The organism is Rehaibacterium terrae, from assembly GCF_014202935.1.
Lineage (GTDB): Bacteria > Pseudomonadota > Gammaproteobacteria > Xanthomonadales > Xanthomonadaceae > Rehaibacterium > Rehaibacterium terrae.
The window spans coordinates 21534-42790 of the sequence record NZ_JACHHX010000013.1; the positions used below are offsets into that span (position 1 = coordinate 21534).

Genomic DNA, 21257 nt, shown 5'->3' on the forward strand with positions numbered 1-21257 from the left:
GCGGCGGGTCTCGCAGTGAGGGATGGCCTAGCGCTGCTGGGCGGTATCGTCGACCAGGCCGCGGCGGACCAGCAGCGGCCGGATCTGCGGGTCGCGGCCGCGGAAGTCGCGGAACAGCTGCATGGCGTCGACACTGCCACCGCGCGAGAGCAGGGTGCGGCGGAAGTGGTCGCCGTTCTCGCGCTTGAGGCCGCCGTTCTCCTTGAACCACTCGACGCTGTCGGCGTCCAGCACCTCGCTCCAGATGTAGCTGTAGTAGCCGGCCGAGTAACCGCCGGAGAACACGTGCGAGAAGTAGGTGGTGCGGTAGCGCGGCGGCACCGGCGCGAAATCGACGCCGGCCTGCTTCAGCGCCTCGGCCTCGAAGGCGATCACGTCGTCGGGCACCTGGTCGGGGCCGAGCTGGTGGAAGGCCTGGTCGATCAGCGAGGCGGCGAGGTATTCGGTCGTCGCGTGGCCCTGGTTGAAGGTTTCGGTCGCCAGCACCTTGTCGACCAGGGCCTGCGGGATGGGTTCGCCGGTCTGGTAGTGCCTGGCGTAGTTGGCGAGGACCTCCGGCCAGGTCGCCCACATCTCGTTGACCTGCGAGGGGTACTCGACGAAGTCGCGCGGCACCGAGGTGCCGGCGAAGCGCGGGTAGGTGACGTCCGAGAACATGCCGTGCAGCGCATGGCCGAACTCGTGGAACATCGTGGTGACCTCGTCGAAGGTCATCAGGGTGGGCTCGCCCTCGGGCGGCTTGGGGATGTTCTGGTGGTTGGCAACCACCGGCTTGGTGCCGAACAGCTTGTTCTGCTGCACGTAGGAGTTCATCCAGGCGCCGCCGCGCTTGGACGGGCGGGCGTAGAAGTCGCCGAGGAAGAAGGCGAGCTGGCTGCCGTCGGCATCGGTGACTTCCCATACGCGCACGTCGGGATGGTAGGTCGGCAGGTCGGTGCGCTCGGTGAAGTTGAGGCCGTAGAGCCGGTTGGCCGCGTAGAACACGCCGTTGACCAGCACGTTGTTCAGCTCGAAGTACGGGCGCAGCGCGCTGGCGTCGAAATCGTACCTGGCCTGGCGGACCTTTTCGGCGTAGTGCTGCCAGTCCCAGGCAGCCAGCTCGAAGCCGCCGCCCTCGGCGTCGATGATCTTCTGCATGTCGGCAGCCTCGCGGCGGGCGTTGGCGACCGCGGCCGGCGCCAGCTTGGCGAGCAGGTCGTTGACGGCCGTGGTGGTCTGGGCGGTGGCGTCTTCCAGCACGTAGGCGGCGTGGTTGGGGTAGCCCAGCAGTCGCGCGCGCTCGGCGCGCAGCTTGACGATGCGGGCGACGACCTCGCGGTTGTCGTACTCGCCGCCGCGGCTGCCGCGCATGATCGAAGCGGTGAAAAGTTTCCGCCGCGCGTCGCGGTTGGTCATGTCGGTCAGCGGCGGCTGGCCGGTGGTGTTCTGCAGGGCGATCAGGAACTTGCCCTCGTGGCCGGCCTCCTCGGCGGCCTTGGAAGCGGCGGCGATCTCGGCCTCGGAGAGGCCGGCCAGCTCCTCGCGGCTGTCGAACAGCACCGCCGAGGCGTTCACTTCGCGCAGCACGTTCTGGCCGAAGCGGGTCTGCAACGAGGCCAGCTCGCTGTTGATGGCCTTGAGCTGCTCCTTGTCGGCCTCGGACAGTTGGGCGCCGGCGCGGACGAAGTCGGTGTGGTAGCGCTCCAGCAGGCGTCTGGATTCGGCGTCCAGGCCGAGCTGGTCGCGCTGCTCGTACAGCGCCTTGACGCGCTCGTACAGTGCGCCGTTGAGCAGGATGGCGTCGTTGTGGGCGGACAGCCTGGGCGCCATTTCGGCCTGTACCTTCTGGATGGCCTCGTTGGTGTGCGCGCCGGCGAGGTTGAAGAACACCGCCGAGACACGGCGCAGGGTCTGGCCGGCGCGCTCCATCGCGACGATGGTGTTCTCGAAGGTCGGCGCTTCGGTGTTGCCGGCGATGGCCTCGATCTCGGCGCGGTGCTCGCTCATGCCGCGCTCGAAGGCCGGCGCGTAGTGCTCGTCGCGGATCCGGTCGAACGGCGGGTACTGCAGCGGCAGTGTGCTGGCGGCGAAGAAGGGGTTGGCTTCGGTCGGCGCGGTGGCGGCGGTGTCGGCGCCGGCGGGCGGCTCGGACGGACCGCAGCCGGCCAGTGGCAGCGCGAGCGCCGTCGTCAGGGCGAGGGCGAGGCGGGATTTCATGGGGCTGTCCTTCGGGCTGTGGAACAAACCCATGAGCCTACCGGAACCCGTGCGGCGGGGCACCCATGACGTTCGGCAGGGGTGAAGGGACGGGACCGGAGATCCGGGGCCGGGAAAAAGCGCGGCGCTGCCATCCCCGCTTGCTGCTGTTGCCTGGAAATGACGGCCTTGAACCGCTTGCCCGGTTCCCGGCTCTCAGAAGAGCGGATGTTCCTGCGTGGGGTGAGCGAGTCCGAGCTGGGCAGCGGCCCGGTGTTGCAGGCCTTGCCGCGTTGGCCGCCCGGGTTCGGTATCGAGTCTTTCTTCAACATGCGTGGGCGATGGCCTGGCCGCTGCGGCTGTTTAGTGCGACGGGTCCACTCGTGGTGGTGGCGACGGTCGCCCTGGCCTGGCTGGCCTGTTGGCAGGTCGGGCGGCGGCTGCCGGCGCCGGACGGCACGTCGGCGATGCGCGCGGACGGGTAGCACCGCAATGGTGCTCATCCGCGCGGGCGCTGCGCCAGCCAGCGGTCGAGGGCGTTGGCGAAGGCCTGCCGGTCGCGCGGGTGCAGGGCGGCCGGGCCGCCGGTGTCGATGCCGGCGCCACGCAGTTCGTCCATGAAGTTGCGCATCGACAGGCGTTGGGCGATCGAATCGCGGGTGTAGAGCTCGCCGCGCGGGTTCAGTGCCAGCGCGCCCTTGTCGATCACGGCAGCCGCCAACGGGATGTCGGCGGTCACCACCAGGTCGCCGGGCGCGGCGCACTTGACGATCTCGTTGTCGGCCACGTCCAGCCCGGCCGGCACCTGTACGGCGCGGATGTGGCGCGAGGGCGGGGTGCGCAGCCACCGGTTGGCGACCAGGGTCACCGGAATCCGCGCGCGCTCGGCGGCGCGGAACAGGATGTCCTTGATCGCGTTCGGGCAGGCGTCGGCGTCGACCCAGATCTGCATGGATGCGGAGAGGCGGCGAGGGGCGCCGGCGCGCCCTCGCCGTGAGCACTTCACGGTGAAGCGGGGGGCGCGTCCGCCGTGCCCAGCCAGCGGCCCAGCCAGTCGCTCACTTCGCGGTAGAAGTGGCGGCTGTTCTCGCCCTTCAGGATCCAGTGGTTCTCGTCCGGGTAAACCACCAGGCGGCTCTCGACGCGTTGCCGCTGCAGCGCCACCCAGTACTCCAGGCCGTTGTTGATCGGCACGCGGAAGTCGTTCTCGCCGAAGGTCACCAGCACCGGCGTCCTGAAGTTGGCCGCGTAGCGGATCGGGTTCTGCTCCTGCCACAGTGGAATGTCCTCCCAGTGCGGGCCGCCCTGGCCGACTTCGCGCGAATAGGCGATGTCGCTGGTGCCCCATTGCGACTTGAGGTTGACCAGGCCGGCATGGCTGACCAGGCAGCGGTAGCGGTCGGTGGTGGCCTGCAGCCAGTTGGCCAGATGGCCGCCGTAGCTGGCGCCGCCGGCGCACTGGCGGTCGCCGTCGATGAAGGCGTAGCGCGCGATGGCGACGTCGGCGGCCTGGTTGATCTCCTCGGCCGGCCCCTTGAGCGGGTCGCCCTGGATACCCTGGGCGAAAGCCTCGCCGAAGCCGGTGGAGCCGGTGTAGTTGGTCAGCAGCACCACGTAGTCGCTGCCGGCCAGCAGGTGGTAGTTCCAGCGCAGCACGAACTGGTCGCGCCACATGGTGTGCGGGCCGCCGTGCATCACCACGAACAGCGGGTAGCGCCTGTTCGGGTCGAAGCCGGCCGGCCGCACCAGCATGTTGTGGATGCGTGCGCCGCGCTCGCCGGTGAACCAGAAGTGCTCGACCGGCGCCATGTCCAGCGCGGCGGCGCGCTCGACGCCGAAGCTGCTCAGGCGGTGGTGGGTCCGGCGGGCGGGGTCGATGCGCACCACTTCCGGCGGCTCGGTCGCGCTCTCGTACAGGCCGACCAGCACGGTCGCGCCGCGCTGCGAGCTGCTGATGCCGGTGTACAGGCCGCGCGCCATGTCGAAGGCCAGCTCGGCGCCGGCGCGACCGGCGGTCGCGCGGTAGAGCTTCTCGTGACCGGCGTCCTCGGCGGTGATGTAGACGCTGCGGCTGTCTGCCGAGATCGCGTAGGTGCTGACCGAGCGGCCTTCCGGCAGCTCGATGGCCGGCTGCGCGCGCAGGCTCGGCCAGGCGAAGACGGCCAGGCGGGTGGCGTTGTAGACCTTGCCGGTGTGCGGCGACAGCAGTGCGTACAGGGTGCGGCCGTCAGGACTGAAGCGCGGCTGGGTGTAGCCGGGGCCTTCGGCCTCGGGGGCGTCGGCTGCGCCGGTCAGGCGGCGCGGCTCGCCGCCATCGACCGGCACCTGCCACAGGTCGGTGTGGGTGAAGGCGAAGGCGGCGTTGTGGCGGTTGGTGCTGGCGACGAAGACGATCGAGCGGCCATCCGGCGCCCACACTGCATCGAGCTCCTCGCCGCTGTTGGTCATGCGGCCGGCGTAGCCGGGCGAGCGGATCAGCGTGGTGCCGCCGAGCAGGTCGCGGGCGTCGTCGCGGCCGATGGTCTGCACGAACAGGCGTGGCTGGCGCTCGTCCAGCCAGCGGTCCCAGTTGCGGATGGGGAAGCCGGTGTAGGTGCGCGCGCTGTGTTTGCGCGCCTTGCGCTCCTCGGCGACGCGCTTGCTGTCGGCGTCGCTGGCCGCCTCCGGATAGAGGTTGCTGGTGAACAGGATGCGCCGGCCGTCCGGGGAGAACTGCGGCAGGCGCGCACCGGTGCTGATCGAGGTGGCGCGCAGCGCCTCGCCGCCGCGGGCGAGATCGAGGATGTAGATCTGCGGCGCGCTGTCGCCGTCACGCTGGGCGGAGAAGGCCAGGCGCTGGCCGTCCGGACTCCAGGCCGGGCCGGATTCGGGCGCCTTGCTGGCGGTGATGCGGCGCGGCGGCGTGCTGCCGTCGGTCGGCGCCAGCCACAGGTCGACCACCTGCTCGGCAGGGTCGTAGGCCGGCTCGGTGACGGTGAACACGACCCATTTGCCGTCCGGACTGACCACCGGGGCGGCCACACGCGGCATCAGCCACAGGTCTTCGTGGCTGATCGGCCGCCGGTCCTGCGCCGTGGCGAGGGCGCTGGAAAGCAGCAACAGACAGGCGAACAGCAATCTGGTCATCGGTGGGCTCCCGGTGGCTGGGGAAATCGCGAAGGATGCGGGCACAGGGCGAAGCCGGGCCCGTGCCGAAAGGCCCTGGGGATCCTGAACGGACGCGGTGGGCCGTGGCGTCGATCGATGATACCGCGCCCGTTCCGCGCCGCCGGATCGCCGTGCGCGAACCGTCGTCCCGTTCACATCCGGTTCCCGCCGGCAGGTGCCAATGCGGCGGGGCGGGAGTAGACTTCCGTATGCCGGGGCGCAATGCCCGCGGCGGGATATCCCATCGACACGGATGCCGGCGCGCAGCGAGTGCCCGGCCCCACCACCGCCACCGCACGGCGCGTACGGCTCCCCCTACCGGAGGCTACGGCCATGTGGCTGCAGAGACTCGAAGAGTACCTACGCGCGAATCAGGTCGAGTACCAGACCATTGCGCATCCGCTCGCCTACACCGCGCAGGAGGTCGCGGCCAGCGCGCACATCCCGGGGAAGGAAATGGCCAAGACCGTGATGGTCAAGCTCGACGGCCGCCTGGCGATGGTCGTGGTGCCCGCTTCCGAGCGCGTGCATCTGGGACGCCTGCGCGAGGCGACCGGTGCCGGGGAGGTGGCGCTGGCCAGCGAATGGGAGTTCAAGGACCGCTTCCCGGAGTGCGAGCTCGGCGCGATGCCGCCGTTCGGCAATCTCTACGGGCTGGACGTGTTCGTGTCCGACACGCTGGCCGAGGACGAGGAGATCGCCTTCAACGCCGGCACCCACAGCGAACTGGTCCGGATGCGTTACCGCGATTTCGAGCGCCTGGTCGATCCGCGCATCGTGCACCTGGCGCGGCATTGAGCCGTGCCGTGCCGGCGGCGGCCGGTCTTGCCGCCGCCGGCAGGCGTGCCGCCGCCCGTCGCGGCGATGGTGCGGATCGCGCTCAGCGCGGCGTCGACAGGTCGGGACGGTGCACGTACACGGTGTAATCGATCCGCTCCATCGCGCTGATGAACTGCCCATCCGTCCCCCCGTGCATCGGGCATCCGCATGGGGGGCAACGCAGGGGATGGCGGAGGCAGGACATCGACCCGCCCGGCGGACTGGTAAGCTGCAGGCATCCATCCGGAGGGCGCGCCATGAACACCGTCTACGACTTCAGTGCCATCGACATCGACGGCCGGGAGCGTTCGCTGAAGGAGTTCGAGGGCAAGGTCCTGCTCATCGTCAATGTGGCCTCCAAGTGCGGCTTCACCCCGCAGTACGCCGGGCTGGAATCGCTGTGGCGCAAGTACCGCGAGCAGGGACTGGTGGTGCTCGGATTTCCCTGCGACCAGTTCGGCCATCAGGAGCCGGGCGATGAGGAGGAGATTCGCAACTTCTGTCAGCTCAACTACGACGTGAGCTTTCCGCTGTTCGCCAAGATCGAGGTCAATGGCGACGGCGCACACCCGCTCTGGCGCTGGTTGAAGCGGGAACAGCCCGGCCTGCTGGGCAGCGAGGCGATCAAGTGGAACTTCACCAAGTTCCTGATCGGCCGCGACGGCCGCGTGGTCAAGCGCTACGCGCCGACCGACACGCCCGAGAAGATCGAGAAGGATCTGCCGGCGGTACTGCGCTGACGGTGTGCATCGCCCGGGCGAGGGAACGGCCATGGCCCCCCCCGCAACGGACGAGCCCCCGGCGTCCTGCCGGGGGCTCGCGGGCGGCGCGCCATGCGGTTGCCGCCGCCCGGTTCATTGCCCGCTGACGGCCCGGACCTGGGTGCTGGTCAGCGTGTAGTCGGCCACCACGGTGGCGTAGCCGGTGACCTGGTAGGTGTAGGTGCCCGGCACCTTGACCGCGAACTCCAGCACCTCGGGGTTGGCCAGGGTCGCCGCCGAGGCGACCTGGTTGCCCTCCGGGTCGAGCAGGTACAGGTCGAGATCGATGCCGCCGCCCCAGCGCAGCTCGGCGCGGATCGTCGTCGTGTCGCTGCCGACTTCGATCGTGTACTCGTCGATCTGCAGGTTCTCGACCGACGGGCCCATCGTCCCGGCGAAGGTCTGGGTCTCCTCGACGAGCACGGTGTCGCTCGGGAACAGCGGCCCATCGGTGAGCACGCCGTCGAAGTACACCTGGCCCTGGATGCCGCGCAGCTCGATGCGGTGCAGGCCCTTGTTCATGCCGTTGATGGCGAAGCGCTCGAAATCGGGCGTCGGGTTGTAGAAGCTGATCCGGCCGCGATGGCTGCCATCGACGTAGACATCGGCCACGCCGCCCTTGCTGTTGCGCGGATACAGCAGCTGGAAGGCAGTGCCCGAGAAGGCCAGGCGCGCGCGGGGGGTGTCCTTCTTCGTCACCGCGGCGGCCTGGTAGCTGCCGTCGCTGGCTTCGGCGTGGGCAACGGTCTTCCAGCGCCCGTCCAGGTCGACCAGCGCGGCGCGGTCGGCGACCGCGTTCCAGATGCCCTGGCTCGACCAGGCGGTGACGCCGGACAGGAAGCGCTGGCGTTCGCCCACGGTGCGCCTGGCGACTTCCACCGCCCGGGCGACGTTGATGTACCCACCGCCGACCCAGTGGGTCGGGTAGGGCATCGGGTCGGCGGTCTGCACCAGGATTTGCTCGATCTGGTCCGGCGACAGCCCGGGGTTGGCCTCGAGCAGCAGCGCGGCGGTGCCGGCGACGAACGGCGTCGCCATCGATGTGCCGCTGATGCAGTGGTAATGCAGGGTGTAGCTCGGGTAGGTGAGGTTGACCACCGGGCCGAGTGCGCCGATCGGCGTGCCGACCGCGCGGGTCGAGCAGATGTTCGAGCCCGGCGCGATCACGTCGATGCGCTTGTAGGGATCGTCCGCGATGCCGCGGCTGGAGAAGCTGGACAGGTCGCGCGCCTTGGTGCCGGAGCCGACGTTGATCACCCACGGCACGATCGCGTACGGGTTGAGCGTGTTCTCGGCCGGGCCGTCGTTGCCGGCGGCGAAGCTCACCACCATGCCGCGCCGGTAGGCCTCGTAGCTGGCCTTGTTGATCGGATTGTTGGGGTCGTAGACCGAGTTCGAGCTGCCCCAGGAGTTGGTGACGATGTCGATGCCGTAGCGCTGCTGGTTGGCCAGCACCCAGTCGAAGCCCTGCAGCGCGAACAGGATGCTGATCGCCTCGCCGGCGCCCAGGCCGATCAGATCGGCTTCCGGAGCGATGCCGTCGTAGTAGTATGGGCGACGGTGGTCGGTGGCAGAGGCGGCGCCGGTGCCGGCGACGGTGCCGGCCACGTGGGTGCCGTGGCCGCTGGAGGTGTCGGTGTTGGGCTGGTTCTCCAGCGCCGCGGCGACGCCGGCCAGGCCGAGGTCGCCGATCAGCTTGACGTTCTGGATCGTCTTGCTGCCGAAGCTCAGGTCCGGATGATTGGCGTCGATGCCCGAGTCGAGCACGGCCACGGTGACCCCGCGGCCCTTGAGGCCGAGCGTGTCGTGCACGAGGTGGCCGCCGGTGATTTCGCCGGCTTCGTGGTTGAAGTAGCGCAGCGGCGCGTCGAGGTAGATGCTCTCCACGCCCTCCCATTGCGCGACCTCGCGGATCTGCGCGGTGGTCAGCAGCGCGCCGGCCATCGGCAGCTCGCTCAGCAGCAGGTACTGGTCGGTGATGCCGGCGATGCGGGCGACCTGGTCGCGATCGCTGAAAGTGACGACGACCCGGTGCGGACCGGCCTGGCCCAGCCGGGTCTGCAACTCCGGGTCGAGGATGGCTTCGGCCCGCACGTCCGCCGCGAGGGCGAGCACGGCGAGGGAAATGGCAAGACACAGCGGCTTCTTCATGGCTCCCCTCCCGGGGGTGCGTGGTGGAGTATGCACAGCACTGTGAGCCGGGAGCGGTAACGGCGGCCATGGGGGAAAACCCCCGCCGGATGCGGGCGCGAACGCCCAGCGGCGGCCTCAGCGGCGGCGGCTCCGCGTCAGACGGGGACGGACTTCCTCGACGAAGAGCACCAGGCAGGCCAGCAGCAGGGGCAGGTCCTTGGCCAGGAACTGGCCGGTGTTGCCGATGACCGGCGGCGGATGGCCGGGCTGCCAGCCGGGCAGGGTGAACAGGAAGCTCAGCGTGGCGACGAAGGTGAGTGCGCTCGCCGCCAGGCCGATCGCGCCCAGCCGCGGCGCGCGCGGCAGCGTGAGCAGGCACAGCGCGGTGAGGATCTCGACCACGCCGATCAGGTTGGAGGCGCCCTGCACGTCGAACACGCCGTACAACCAGGCCATGAACGGGCTGGTCTCGATCAGCGGGCGGATGGCTTCGGCTTCGACGGGGGTGAACTTCATGCCGCCGATCCACAGCAGCACCAGCGCCACGCCCCAGCGCATCAGGTCGCGGGCGCGGCGCGCCTCGAACTCGCGCATCGACAGCCGCGCCCACAGCCACAGCGCCAGCGCGGCGATGGCGAGGTTCTTGATCACGCCCTGGCCGGCGCCGATGGCGGGGAAGCCGCCCATGCTGTCGATCCACACCGGATTGGTGAGCAGCAGCGTCAGGCTGGCGGCGAAAAAGGCGGCGATGCCGGCGGCCGCGTAACGGCGCAGGCGGATCGCCACACCGGGCAGGATGCCCAGACCCAGGGCGATCTCGACCACGCCGATGGCGCCGGTCAGGGCCGGGAAGGTGCTCGCGGGCAGGCCGCCGAACAGCAGGTGCTCGCTCAACCAGCGCCCGACGGCGGTGGCCTCGAAGGGCAGGAATTTCATGGCCCCGAACCAGATCAGCACCAGCCCGAAGGCGGTGGCGACGGCGTCGAGGAAGCGGACGGAGGCGGGGCGGGCGTTCATGCGGGCGGTTCCCGTGGCGGTCCTGCCCCCCAGAGGCGTCCAGCGGGCGAAACGGTGCGCGTCTGGCCGATCGGCCCGGCCCGACGCGTTGGCGCGATGGCAGGGGGAATTTCCCGACCCGGAAGGGAGGAGGTTCGTCATGCAACGCCTTGTTCTCGCGGCCCTGTGCGGGCTGCTGGCTCCCGTCGCCGCCTTCGCGGAATGCAGCCCTGCCGACCGCGCCCAGCTGGAGAAGCTCGATCGCGACTGGGGCGAGGCCGGTCACCGGGGCGACCGGGCCTTCCTGCAGAGCCTCTACGCCGACGACTATCGCGACCTGACGCCGGGGCGGGCGCAGGACAAGCAGGCCGCGATCGCCGAGACATTGGCCGAGGCCGAGCGCAACCGCGGCAATCCCGGCCCGCTGCCGCAGTACGACTTCTATCTGATCCACTGCACCCCGACCAGCGCGACCATCACCCACCGGGTCACCACCACGCACGGCGAGGGGGCGAGCGCCCGCCACGACTATTTCCGCAGCGTGCATTTCCTGGAGAAGCGCGGCGGACGCTGGCAGGTGGTGAGCAACGCCGGCCAGCCGCTCGACGACGCCGGGGTGGTGCGCTATCTCGACCTGGAATGGAACATCGCCGACGTGGCCGACGATCGCGGCTGGTTCGAGCGCAATCTCGCCGACGACTACATCGGTGTCAGCAGCCGCACCGGGGCGATCGAGGACAAGCGCCAGATGCTGGCGGAAATCGGCAGGGTGCGCATCACCCAGGCCGACACCAGCGAGCTGGAAGTGGCCGTGTTCGGCGACACCGCGCGCGCCAGCGGCGTCTACCACGTCAAGGGCACCGACGAGGCGGGCCGGCCGTTCGATCGCCGCGTTCGCTATATCGACACCTTCGTGAAGCGCGACGGGCGCTGGCAGATCTGGACCTCGCAGGGCACGGCATTGGCCGATTGAGGCGGTCGGGCGCGGCCCCGGGCCGCCCGGCCCGATTTGCACACCCGGCCCGGGTGGCCTAGGCTTGCAGTCCCGAGCGGCCCGGATGCTACCCGGGCCGTTTTCTTTTCCCAGGATCCAGAGGTTTCACATGCAGATTGCCGAGCGCCGTGTCGCTTCCTTCCACTACACCCTGACCAACGACGCCGGCGAGGTGCTCGACAGTTCCAGCGGCCGCGAGCCGCTGGCCTACCTGCACGGCGCCGGCCAGATCGTGCCGGGCCTGGAGAGCGCGCTCGAAGGCAGGCAGGCTGGCGACAAGTTCAATGTCGACGTGCCGCCGGAGGCGGGTTACGGCCCGCGCCACGAGGGGCTGATCCAGCAGGTGCCGCGCGCCGCCTTCCGTGGCGTCGATGAGTTGCAGGTCGGCATGCAGTTCCAGGCGCAGGGGCCGCAGGGCGCGTTGAGCGTGGTGATCGCCGCCATCGACGGCGACCTGGTCACGGTCGACGGTAACCACCCGCTGGCCGGTCAGACCCTGCATTTCGCCATCGAGGTCACTGACGTGCGCGAGGCCAGCGACGACGAACTGCAGCACGGCCACGCCCACTGAGGTCGCCACCACCCCGCGTGGCCGGCACGACGGCCGCCGCGGCTGTCCGCAGAAACGGACTGTCCCGGCGGCCTTCACCTCCATCGCTTCGCGGATGGCACGGCCGCGCGCTACAGTGCTGCTCCCTCCGGCCATCGCGCGCCTGCATGTACAGCCTCTATACCGCTCCCGGCACCGCCGGCCTCGCCGTCCACTGGTTGCTGATCGAACTCGGCCAGCCGCACGAGCTGCATCTGCTCGATCTCGAGGCCGGCGACCAGCGCAAGCCCGACTATCTCGCCCTCAACCCCAACGGCGTGGTGCCGACCCTGCTGATCGACGGCCAGCCGGTGTACGAGTCGGCGGCGTTGGTGCTGCACCTGGCCGATGCCCATCCCGAGGCCGGCTTGGCTCCGCCGCCCGGAAGCCTGGCCCGCGCGGCCTACTACCAGTGGATCGTGCTGTGCGCGAACGGGTTGTTGCCGGCATTCCGTGCTTGGTTCCACCCGAACGAAGTCGCCGGGGAGTCCTGCGCCGAGGCGAGCAGGGAGCACGCCCGCAGCCGCATCGAGGCGGCCTTCGCGCGCATCGACCACCATCTCGCCGGGCAGGGGCCGTATCTGCTCGGCGACACCCTCTCGGCGGCCGACTTCCTGCTCACCATGCTGATGCGCTGGTCGCGCAACATGCCGCGGCCGGCCACCGACTGGCCGCATCTGCGCGCGCTGGCCGAGCGCATGAAGGCGCGCCCCTCGTTCCGCACCCTGTACGAGCGCGAAGGCCTGACCGAGTGGCGCTGAGCGCCGCCGTCACCTGCGTTTCACGGCACGGCTGGCCGGGACTGGCATACTCGCCCCATGGACCGCCGCCCGGCACCGGGTGGCGGTCGTCGCATGGGAGCGGGCATTGCGTTCGACGGCAGTGGCGGGACAGCGGCGGTCGCGGGGAGCGGGAAGCGCTTGGGCCGGCGTCGTCGTCCTGCTGCTGGCGTGGCTGTCGGTCGCTGCGTCCGCGCATGCCGGGCACGACATTCCGCTGCACGGTTTGTGGGCGCCGGCCGAATCCGCCGACCCGGGCGATTGGCGCGGCCAGGGCGAGCCCTTCGATCCGACGGCACTGAAGGTATTTCCGCGCGGGCCGGCCGGCGCCTGGGTGGCCTTGTATCCGCGGGCGGGCGAATGGCCCGCGGCGACACTGATCGTGGTGGTCCGCCAGCCGGGTCTGGAGAGCGTCGTCTTCCATTCGCCCGACGGCGGCGTGGCGCGCGCGAGCAGTCTGCGGCTGGAAGGCGATGCCTTGGCCGGCCACGGCCGGCTGGCCTTTCAGGTGCGTGCGCCGCCGGATGCCGGGGAGGCGCTGTTGCTGCGCCTGGAGCCGCTGGACGGCATCGCCTCGGCGGTCGGCTTTGCCGTGCAGGATCAGGCGACCTATCTGCGTGAGGATGCCCGCTGGGTGGCGTTCGCCAGCGCCTGCTTCGGGGTCATGCTGGCGATGGCGGTGGTCACGCTGTTCTTCTCGTTCTGGCTGCGCGACATCACCTTCCTGTTGCACACCGGCTACGTGCTCAGTTACGCGTTGATCCAGGCCATCCAGACCGGCTATGCCTTCAGCGTGCTCGAGTGGACGCTGATCGCGGAGGCGCCCCGCGCCTGGGGGCGCACGGCCACGGCGGTGTCGGTGATCCTCGCGATCCTCTTTCTCGACCGTTTCGTCGCGCTGGATCGCCATGCCCCGCGCATGCGCCGGCTTGTTCTCCTGCTCGGCGCGGCGGTGGGTGCGAACGTGCTGCTTGGCTTCCTGCCGCTGCAGCCGGCGCAGGCGCTGGCGCGCGCGCTGATCAATCCGCTGCTGATGCTGGCCGGCCCGGCCGTTCTCGCCAGTGCCCTCGTGGCTTGGTATCACGGATCGCGCTACGCGGGCTTCTTCCTGCTCGGCTGGACGCCGTTGCTCGCGCTGACCGTGCTCGACAGCGCGCAGCTCTTTGGCGCCCTGCCCGGGTGGTCGTGGGTGAGCGGCGCGGCACTGGCGGCCGGCAGTTTCGAGGCGCTGGTGCTCTCGCTCGGCCTGGCCGAGCGCACCCTGGGCGTGCGCCGCGACCGCGAACAGGCGCATCGGCTGGCCGACATCGACCCGCTCACCTCGCTGCTCAACCGGCGCGGTCTCGAACGCAGGCTCGACGCGCTGATTGCCGCCGCCGAGCGCACTGGCGAGCCGCTCACCCTGCTGTTCCTGGATCTGGACCGTTTCAAGTCGCTCAACGACAACTTCGGGCACGTCGAGGGCGACCGTGCGCTGACCGTGCTGGCCGACTGCCTGCGCGCCGAAACGCGCAGCCGCGACGTGATCGGCCGCTACGGCGGCGAGGAGTTTCTGGTCGTCCTGCCGGAGTGCGACGTCGACCTCGGCCTGCAGGTCGCCGAGCGGATCAGGCAGCGGCTGGAGCGACGCGGCATCCCGGTCGATCCCGCGGGTACGCCGTTGACGGTCAGCGTGGGGCTGGCGGTGCGCCATCGGGGGGAGGGCGTCACCGCGCTGATCGAGCGCGCCGACCAGGCCATGTACGAGGCCAAGAACAGCGGCCGGAACTGGGTCGCGCTGGCTTCCAGCCAGCCAGGCTGAGCGCCGTCGCATCGCCGCCCGGGCCGGGCTATAGTCGATACCGACGCGGGCCACGCGTCGCTGCCGGCGGAGGTCTGCGGTGAAACCCACCGATGTCCGCAAGCCCGACTACTACCACAAGGTGGTCGACTGCCAATGGGCGTGTCCGGCGCACACTCCGGTGCCCGAATACATCCGGCTGATCGCGGCCGGGCGCTACGCCGACGCCTACCTGGTCAACTGGCACAGCAATGTCTTCCCCGGCATCCTCGGCCGCACCTGCGACCGCCCCTGCGAGCCGGCCTGCCGGCGCGGCCGCGTCGAGCAGAACAACGGCGAGAAGCCCGAGCCGGTGGCGATCTGCCGGCTCAAGCGCGTCGCCGCCGACTACAAGGGCGACATCCGTGCCCGGCTGCCGAAACCGGCGGCGAAGAAGAACGGACGCCGCATCGCCTGCGTCGGCGCCGGCCCGGCCTCGCTCACCGTCGCCCGCGACCTCGCCCCGCTCGGCTACGCCGTCACGGTGTTCGACCAGGACCCCAGAGCCGGCGGCTTCATGCGCACCCAGGTGCCGCGTTTCCGCCTGCCCGAGGCAGTGATCGACGAGGAGGTCGGCTACATCCTCGACCTCGGCGTCGAGTTCGTCGGCGGCCGCCGCATCGACTCGATGAAGGCGCTGCTCTCCGAGGGTTTCGATGCGGTCTTCGTCGGCTGCGGCGCCCCGCGCGGGCGCGATCTCGACATCCCCGGCCGGCAGGAGGCCGCCGCGCAGATCCACATCGGCATCGACTGGCTGGCCTCGGTCTACTTCGGGCATGTCCAGCGCGTCGGCGAGCGCGTCATCGTGCTCGGCGGCGGCAACACCGCGATGGACTGCTGCCGCACGGCGCGCCGGCTCGGCGGCGAGGAGGTGAAGGTGATCGTCCGCTCCGGCTTCGACGAGATGAAGGCCAGCCCGTGGGAGAAGGAGGACGCGATGCACGAGGGCATCCCGATCCTCGACTGCCGGGTGCCCAAGGCCTTCGTGCACGACAACGGCCGCCTGACCGGCATGATCTTCGAGAAGGTGCGCGCCGAGCAGGATGCCAAGGGGCATCGCAAGCTGGTGCCGACCGGCGAACCCGACGAGTTCCACGCCTGCGACGAGGTGCTGCTGGCGATCGGCCAGGAGAACGCCTTCCCGTGGATCGAGCGTGACATCGGCATCGCCTTCGACGAACGGGACATGCCGGTGGTGGACAAGACCACGTTGCAATCCAGCCTGCCGCAGGTCTTCTTCGGCGGCGATGCCGCCTTCGGTCCGAAAAACATCATCTGGGCGGTCGCCCACGGCCACGAGGCGGCGGTGTCGATCGACCGGATGCTCCATGGCGAGGACATCACGGTGCGGCCGCCGCCGCAGGTGCGCCTGCTGTCGCAGAAGATGGGCATCCACGAGTGGAGCTACGACAACGACATCCTGCCCGATGCGCGCCACAAGGTGCCCTGGGCGCCGGCCGAGAAGACACTGAGCCGCATCGATGTCGAGGTCGAGCTGGGCTTCGACCCGGCGACCGCCTGGAAGGAGGCGCAGCGCTGCCTGAACTGCGATGTGCAGACGGTGTTCCTGCACGACAAGTGCATCGAGTGCGATGCCTGCATCGACATCTGCCCGATGGACTGCCTGACCCTCACCGCCAACGGCGAGGAGGATGAACTGCGTCAGCGCCTGACCGCGCCGGCGCTCAACCTCGCCCAGGATCTGTACGTGTCCGGCGAGCTCAGGACCGGCCGGGTGATGGTCAAGGACGAGGACGTTTGCCTGCACTGCGGCCTGTGCGCCGAGCGCTGCCCGACCGGCGCCTGGGACATGCAGAAATTCCTGCTCGAGATGACCCATGCCGGTTCCGGTTGCCGCGACGCGAAGCGGGAGGCGGCATGAGGCCCTGCGATCGGTCGGATTCAGCGTTCGTCATTCCCGCGAAAGCGGCAGTCCGGTGCCTTTTCTCGCGTCAGACGTCTCTGGATCCCCGCTTTCGCGGGGGTGACGGCGCTGGGGGCTGACACCATGACCCGCATCCAAGCCGTCAACGACTTCGTGGTGAAGTTCGCCAACGTCAACGGCTCCGGCTCGGCCTCGGCCAACGAACTGTTCGCCAAGGCGATCCTCCGCATGGGTGTTCCGGTCAGCCCGCGCAACATCTTTCCGTCGAACATCCAGGGCCTTCCGACCTGGTACGAGGTGCGGGTGTGCGAGGCCGGCTGGCTGGGCAGGCGTGGCGGCGTCGATCTGATGGTGGCGATGAATCCGCAGACCTGGGACGCCGACCTCGCCGAAATCGAGCCGGGCGGCTACCTGCTGTACGACAGCAGCAAGCCGCTGCCGGCGTCGAAGTTCCGCGACGACGTCCACGCCATCGGCGTGCCGCTGACCGAGATCTGCAACGCGACCTACGACGACGCCCGTCAGCGCCAGCTGTTCAAGAACATCATGTACGTCGGCGCGCTGTCGGTACTGCTGGAGATCGACCCCGACGAGATCCGCAAGCTGTTCGGCGAGCAGTTCCGCGGCAAGGAAAAGCTGGTCGACGCCAATGCGAAGGCGCTGCAGCTCGGACGCGAGTACGTGGAGAAGCATCTCGCGCATCCGATCGGCTTGCGCGTGCGCCGCAGCGACCGGGTCGGCGACCGCATCTTCGTCGACGGCAACAGCGCCGCCGCGCTCGGTTGTGTCTATGGCGGCGCCACGGTCTGCGCCTGGTATCCGATCACCCCGTCCTCGTCGCTGGCCGAGGCGTTCCAGAAGTACTGCCAGAAATACCGCGTCGATCCGGACAGCGGCAAACATCGCTACGCCATCATCCAGGCCGAGGACGAGATCGCCTCGATCGGCATGGTGGTCGGCGCCGGCTGGAACGGCACGCGCGCCTTCACCGCCACTTCCGGCCCTGGCGTGTCGCTGATGACCGAGTTCATCGGCCTGGCCTACATGGCCGAGATTCCGGTGACGATCATCGACGTGCAGCGCGGCGGCCCGTCCACCGGCATGCCCACGCGCACCCAGCAGGCCGACCTCCTGTCCTGCGCCTTTGCCTCGCATGGCGACACCCGGCATGTCCTGCTGTTCCCGGAGGATCCGCACGAGTGCTTCGAGCATGCGGCGGCGGCGCTGGACCTGGCCGACCGGCTGCAGACGCCGGTGTTCGTCATGACCGACCTCGACATCGGCATGAACCAGCGCCTGTGCGCACCTTTCGCCTGGGATGACGCGCGACGCTACGACCGCGGCAAGGTGATGGGCGCCGAGGAACTGGACGCCGGCTGCGAGTTCGGCCGCTATCTCGATGTCGATGGCGACGGCATCCCCTACCGCACCTGGCCCGGCACCCATCCCACCCGCGGCAGCTTCTTCACCCGCGGCACCACCAAGGACGCGTATGCGCGCTATTCCGAGCGCGGTCCGGACTACGTCTACAACATGCAGCGGCTGCTGCGGAAATGGGAAACCGCCAAGACTCTGGTCCCGCCGCCGGTGCTGCGTCGCGCCACCGTGCCGACACGCTTCGGTGCCATCTACTTCGGCTCCACCGCGCCGGCCATGGACGAGGCACTGGCGATGCTGGCCGGCGAGGGCGTCGCCATCGACGCGCTGCGCCTGCGCGCGTTTCCATTCCCCGATGCGGTACGCGAGTTCATCGAGTCGCACGAGGTCGTGTTCGTGGTCGAGCAGAACCGCGACGCACAGATGCGCAGCCTGCTGGTGAACGAGTTCGGCCTCGACCCGGCGCGGCTGCAGCCGGTGCTGCATTACGACGGCACGCCGATCACCGCACGCTTCATCGCCCGCGCCATCGGCGAGCGGGTGCGGCTGCGCCAGCCGACGTCCGGCAAGCAGGAGGTGGCCTGACATGACCTGGATCGCCAAGCCCAAGCTGCATCACCCGACCCTGGCCTGCAACGCGCTCGGCTACACCCGGCGCGACTACGAGGGCAAGATCTCGACGCTGTGCGCCGGTTGCGGCCACGACTCGATCTCGGCCGCCATCATTCAGGCCTGCTGGGAACTGGACATCGCCCCGCACCGGGTCGCCAAGCTCTCCGGCATCGGTTGCAGCTCGAAGACGCCGGACTACTTCCTGGGCCAGTCGCACGGCTTCAACACCGTGCACGGGCGCATGCCGAGCGTGCTCACCGGCGCCAACCTGGCCAACCGTGAGCTGATCTATCTGGGCGTGTCCGGCGACGGCGACTCGGCCTCGATCGGCCTGGGCCAGTTCGCGCACTGCCTGCGGCGCGGCGTGAACATGGTCTACATCGTCGAGAACAACGGCGTCTACGGCCTGACCAAGGGCCAGTTCTCGGCCACCGCCGACCGCGGCTCGACCTCCAAGCGCGGCGTCGAGAACACCGACAGCCCGCTCGACATGGTGGGTCTGGCGCTGCAGCTCGGTGCCAGCTTCGTCGCCCGCAGCTTTTCCGGCGACAAGCAGCAACTGGTGCCGCTGATCAAGGCAGCGCTGGGCCATCGCGGTGCGGCCTTCCTCGATGTCATCAGTCCCTGCGTGGCCTTCAACAACCATCCCGGCAGCACCAAGAGCTACGACTATGTGCGCGAGCACAACGATGCGGTGAACCGGCTCGACCTGATCCCGCCGCGGGCGCGGATCGAAGTGCAGTACGGTGCAGGCGAAACCATCGACATCGAGCAGCACGACGGTCGCGTGCTGCGTTTGCGCAAGCTCGATCCCGACTACGACCCGCGCGACCGCATCGCGGCGATGAACTACGTCCAGCAGCACCAGGCGCGCGGCGAGGTCGTGACCGGCCTGCTGTATGTCGACCCGGAGGCCGAGGACCTGCATGCCCATCTGCGGACCGTGGACACGCCGCTCAACCACCTGGGCGAAGCCGAACTGTGCCCTGGCCAGGCGGCGCTGGCGAAGATCAATGCCGGCTTGCGCTGACCGATGTTCCGGTGTCGCGGCCGACGCTGTCCGGCGAGAGCGGCGCGACCACGGTCATGATCGAAGACGCGGCTCAGTCAGCGCCCAGTCGCGCCCGCAGTGTTGCAACCTCGGCCCGCAGCGCCTCCAGTGCCGTCTCCAGCATCGCCACCCGCTCGGCCAGCGCGCCGTCACTGCCGGCGGCCTCCTCGTCGCGGCGGCCGAGCAGCTCGGCCGACACCGGCCCGCACAGCAGGTGCATGTAGCGATCTTCGCGCTGGCCCGGTGCGCGGCCGAGGTTGACGACCAGCGCGGGGCTGCGCTGCATCAGCCGATCCAGCGTGTGGCGAACCTCGTCCAGATCGGTGAAGCTGGCCAGCCGTTCGCTGCGCAGCAACAGCTCGCCGGCGGTCTGCGGGCCGCGCAGCAGCAACAGCGCGAGCAGTGCCTGCTGACGGGTGGTCAGCGACCAGGCGCGTGCCGCGCAGTGCTCGTAACGGGTGGCACGGCCGCCGTCGACGGCGCGCACCAGGCCCTTGCGCTCCATCCGGCGCAAGGCATGGCCGACCTCGCCCGGCTCCAGCGCCATCACCGGTTCGCGGTTGGTCTTCTGGTTGGCGGCAAGCACGGTCGCGTTGACGGTCAGCGGGTAGGCGTCGGGCGTGGTGGCTTCCTTCTCGATCAGGCAGCCGAGCAGGCGCGCTTCGACGGGATCGAGCGGGTCGGGGAGGGCAATGCTGTCTTCGGACATGGCGGGCGGGGTGGAGGCGGGAGCGCCATCATGCCCGATCCCCGGATGTCACGCCCTGCGATGGCGCCGGCGCAGGTCGATGCGGGCGGTCGACGGCCCCGCGCATGCGGGCATACGCTGGAGGGCGGAGATCAGCCGCGGGACGGGTTGGCGAATTTTTCCGTATGCCGCTGCAGCCACAGCAACGCACGCTCGCCAGGCATCGGCCGGGCGATGTGGAAACCCTGGGCCAGATCGCAGCGGGTGTCCTGCAGGTAATGCAGGGTCTCGGCGGTTTCCACGCCCTCGGCGGTGACTTGCAGTCCCAGACTGTGCCCGAGATCGACGATGGAGCGGATCACGCTGCGCGCCTCGCCTGATCGGGTGGCTTCCATGACGAAGGACTTGTCGATCTTGATCTCGGAGAACGGCAGGCGCACCAGTTGCAGCATCGACGAATAGCCGGTGCCGAAGTCGTCCAGAGAGAGATTGAAGCCCTTCATTCGCAGCCGGGTGAGCATGTCCAGCGAGGCGACCGGATCCTCCATCGCGCTGGTTTCGGTCAATTCCAGAACGATCCGGGAGGGATCCACGCCGTGCGCCTGGCAGCGGCTGGTCAGTGTTTCCACCAGTTGGTGGCTGCGCAGCGAGCGGGCGGAGAGGTTGACGGAGAGCGTGACCGGGTCGCCGAGAGCGGGCGGCCGGCTTTCCGGTGCATGCCGGGCGAACCATTGCAGGGACTGGTCGAGCACCTGCGCGGTGAGTTCGTCGATCAGGTCGTGGCGTTCGGCGACGGCAATGAAACGGTCCGGCGGAATTTCTCCCAGCGTCGGGTGATGCCAGCGCGCCAGCACCTCGAAGCCCGCCAGCATGCCGCCATCGCAGACGACTTTCGGTTGGTAGACGACGCTGAACTGCCGATCCTCCAGTGCGCGGGACATCGCCTCGGCGCTGATCTCGCCTGTCGGGCGTGAGTACGCGCCGTCGATGGGGTTGCCCCGGGCCAGTGCGGGCAGCTCGGCCATGGCGGTGCCCGGCGCCTGATCGAGCAGTGCGCGCAGCATGGAGGCGGAAAAAGGCTTGGGCAACACGCCGAGGATGTCCAGGCCATGTTCGACCCCCGAACGTCCGGCAGCATCCAGCACCCGCCCGCCCATGCCGCTGGTGATGATGATGCGGGCGCGGCAGTTGCGCTGGGCCAGTTGCACCAGCACCTCGACGCCGTCCATCCCCGGCATGACCAGATCCAGGGCGACGTGGGTCGGCTCCCATTCGGCAAGGACGGCAAAGAACTCGCCGGGATCGTGGGTGTAGCGTGCCGCCAGTCCGACGCCCTGCGCGATGAACTGGATCGTGCGGCCGATCAGCGGGTCATCGTCGAGGACGAGCAGGCGGCGCTGCGGCATGGGGCGGATTCCTCACCTGTGGCGTG

General features: G+C 69.6%; 16 protein-coding genes. 9 read left to right on the forward strand and 7 right to left on the reverse strand.

The features are described 5' to 3' along the window. Window positions 1-27: 27 nt before the first annotated feature. The 3 genes from HNQ58_RS09490 to HNQ58_RS09500 all read right to left on the reverse strand — a co-directional run bounded on the left by HNQ58_RS09490 (window position 28) and on the right by HNQ58_RS09500 (window position 5301). Window positions 28-2196, reverse strand: coding sequence for a M3 family metallopeptidase (locus HNQ58_RS09490; RefSeq protein WP_183948680.1), 2169 nt, complete (start codon window positions 2194-2196; stop codon window positions 28-30). A 478-nt stretch (window positions 2197-2674) separates the two neighbouring features. Next, a complete protein-coding gene (locus HNQ58_RS09495; RefSeq protein ID WP_183948681.1) occupies window positions 2675-3127 on the reverse strand; it encodes a YaiI/YqxD family protein in 453 nt (150 codons plus the stop codon). Window positions 3128-3177: 50 nt separating this feature from the next. Next, entirely contained in the window at window positions 3178-5301 is a 2124-nt protein-coding gene (locus HNQ58_RS09500) for a S9 family peptidase (RefSeq protein ID WP_183948682.1), read from the reverse strand. Between the two features lie 354 nt (window positions 5302-5655). On the opposite strand from HNQ58_RS09500, the gene HNQ58_RS09505 reads away from it, so the two are divergent. After that, window positions 5656-6120, forward strand: coding sequence for an aminoacyl-tRNA deacylase (locus HNQ58_RS09505; RefSeq protein WP_183948683.1), 465 nt, complete (start codon window positions 5656-5658; stop codon window positions 6118-6120). Window positions 6121-6398: 278 nt separating this feature from the next. Beyond that, window positions 6399-6881: a glutathione peroxidase gene (locus tag HNQ58_RS09510; RefSeq protein WP_183948684.1), complete on the forward strand. Its 483-nt coding sequence runs from the start codon at window positions 6399-6401 to the stop codon at window positions 6879-6881. Between the two features lie 114 nt (window positions 6882-6995). Here the strand turns inward: HNQ58_RS09510 and HNQ58_RS09515 are convergent, their stop codons facing one another. After that, complete coding sequence (locus tag HNQ58_RS09515; protein ID WP_183948685.1) at window positions 6996-9053, reverse strand: S8 family serine peptidase; 2058 nt, start codon at window positions 9051-9053, stop codon at window positions 6996-6998. A gap of 117 nt (window positions 9054-9170) precedes the next feature. Further along, window positions 9171-10052, reverse strand: coding sequence for a DUF417 family protein (locus HNQ58_RS09520; RefSeq protein WP_183948686.1), 882 nt, complete (start codon window positions 10050-10052; stop codon window positions 9171-9173). A 139-nt stretch (window positions 10053-10191) separates the two neighbouring features. Between HNQ58_RS09520 and HNQ58_RS09525 the strand changes: the two genes are divergently transcribed. The 7 genes from HNQ58_RS09525 (at window position 10192) to HNQ58_RS09555 (ending at window position 19116) form a co-directional block, all read left to right on the forward strand. Continuing rightward, the gene (locus HNQ58_RS09525; RefSeq protein WP_183948687.1) at window positions 10192-11004 is read left to right on the forward strand and encodes a nuclear transport factor 2 family protein; all 813 of its coding nucleotides are present in this window, start codon (window positions 10192-10194) and stop codon (window positions 11002-11004) included. A gap of 130 nt (window positions 11005-11134) precedes the next feature. Continuing rightward, the gene (locus tag HNQ58_RS09530; protein WP_183948688.1) at window positions 11135-11596 is read left to right on the forward strand and encodes an FKBP-type peptidyl-prolyl cis-trans isomerase; all 462 of its coding nucleotides are present in this window, start codon (window positions 11135-11137) and stop codon (window positions 11594-11596) included. Window positions 11597-11742: 146 nt separating this feature from the next. Further along, entirely contained in the window at window positions 11743-12375 is a 633-nt protein-coding gene (locus HNQ58_RS09535; protein WP_183948689.1) for a glutathione S-transferase family protein, read from the forward strand. Between the two features lie 106 nt (window positions 12376-12481). Further along, a complete protein-coding gene (locus tag HNQ58_RS09540) occupies window positions 12482-14194 on the forward strand; it encodes a sensor domain-containing diguanylate cyclase (protein WP_183948690.1) in 1713 nt (570 codons plus the stop codon). Between the two features lie 79 nt (window positions 14195-14273). Continuing rightward, window positions 14274-16094, forward strand: a complete 1821-nt coding sequence (locus HNQ58_RS13625; protein WP_183948691.1) for an FAD-dependent oxidoreductase — start codon at window positions 14274-14276, stop codon at window positions 16092-16094. 126 nt (window positions 16095-16220) lie between these two features. Beyond that, on the forward strand, window positions 16221-18059 hold the full coding sequence (locus tag HNQ58_RS09550; RefSeq protein WP_183948692.1) for a 2-oxoacid:acceptor oxidoreductase subunit alpha: 1839 nt from the start codon (window positions 16221-16223) through the stop codon (window positions 18057-18059). A gap of 1 nt (window position 18060) precedes the next feature. Then, window positions 18061-19116, forward strand: coding sequence for a 2-oxoacid:ferredoxin oxidoreductase subunit beta (locus HNQ58_RS09555; RefSeq protein ID WP_183948693.1), 1056 nt, complete (start codon window positions 18061-18063; stop codon window positions 19114-19116). 73 nt (window positions 19117-19189) lie between these two features. Here HNQ58_RS09555 and HNQ58_RS09560 read toward each other — a convergent pair whose 3' ends face one another. After that, window positions 19190-19846: a YceH family protein gene (locus HNQ58_RS09560; RefSeq protein WP_183948694.1), complete on the reverse strand. Its 657-nt coding sequence runs from the start codon at window positions 19844-19846 to the stop codon at window positions 19190-19192. A gap of 131 nt (window positions 19847-19977) precedes the next feature. Beyond that, complete coding sequence (locus HNQ58_RS09565) at window positions 19978-21231, reverse strand: EAL domain-containing response regulator (protein ID WP_183948695.1); 1254 nt, start codon at window positions 21229-21231, stop codon at window positions 19978-19980. Between the last annotated feature and the right edge of the window lie 26 nt (window positions 21232-21257).

Bases quoted from the DNA above. Each gene is read 5' to 3' on its own strand.
- HNQ58_RS09565 (WP_183948695.1), bottom strand. From the start codon at position 21,231: ATGCCGCAGCGCCGCCTGCTCGTCCTCGACGATGACCCGCTGATCGGC.
- HNQ58_RS09520 (WP_183948686.1), bottom strand. From the start codon at position 10,052: ATGAACGCCCGCCCCGCCTCCGTCCGCTTCCTCGACGCCGTCGCCACC.
- HNQ58_RS09500 (WP_183948682.1), bottom strand. From the start codon at position 5,301: ATGACCAGATTGCTGTTCGCCTGTCTGTTGCTGCTTTCCAGCGCCCTC.
- HNQ58_RS09530 (WP_183948688.1), top strand. From the start codon at position 11,135: ATGCAGATTGCCGAGCGCCGTGTCGCTTCCTTCCACTACACCCTGACC.
- HNQ58_RS09515 (WP_183948685.1), bottom strand. From the start codon at position 9,053: ATGAAGAAGCCGCTGTGTCTTGCCATTTCCCTCGCCGTGCTCGCCCTC.
- HNQ58_RS09495 (WP_183948681.1), bottom strand. From the start codon at position 3,127: ATGCAGATCTGGGTCGACGCCGACGCCTGCCCGAACGCGATCAAGGAC.
- HNQ58_RS09550 (WP_183948692.1), top strand. From the start codon at position 16,221: ATGACCCGCATCCAAGCCGTCAACGACTTCGTGGTGAAGTTCGCCAAC.
- HNQ58_RS09490 (WP_183948680.1), bottom strand. From the start codon at position 2,196: ATGAAATCCCGCCTCGCCCTCGCCCTGACGACGGCGCTCGCGCTGCCA.
- HNQ58_RS09535 (WP_183948689.1), top strand. From the start codon at position 11,743: ATGTACAGCCTCTATACCGCTCCCGGCACCGCCGGCCTCGCCGTCCAC.
- HNQ58_RS09505 (WP_183948683.1), top strand. From the start codon at position 5,656: ATGTGGCTGCAGAGACTCGAAGAGTACCTACGCGCGAATCAGGTCGAG.
- HNQ58_RS09525 (WP_183948687.1), top strand. From the start codon at position 10,192: ATGCAACGCCTTGTTCTCGCGGCCCTGTGCGGGCTGCTGGCTCCCGTC.
- HNQ58_RS09510 (WP_183948684.1), top strand. From the start codon at position 6,399: ATGAACACCGTCTACGACTTCAGTGCCATCGACATCGACGGCCGGGAG.
- HNQ58_RS09560 (WP_183948694.1), bottom strand. From the start codon at position 19,846: ATGTCCGAAGACAGCATTGCCCTCCCCGACCCGCTCGATCCCGTCGAA.
- HNQ58_RS09555 (WP_183948693.1), top strand. From the start codon at position 18,061: ATGACCTGGATCGCCAAGCCCAAGCTGCATCACCCGACCCTGGCCTGC.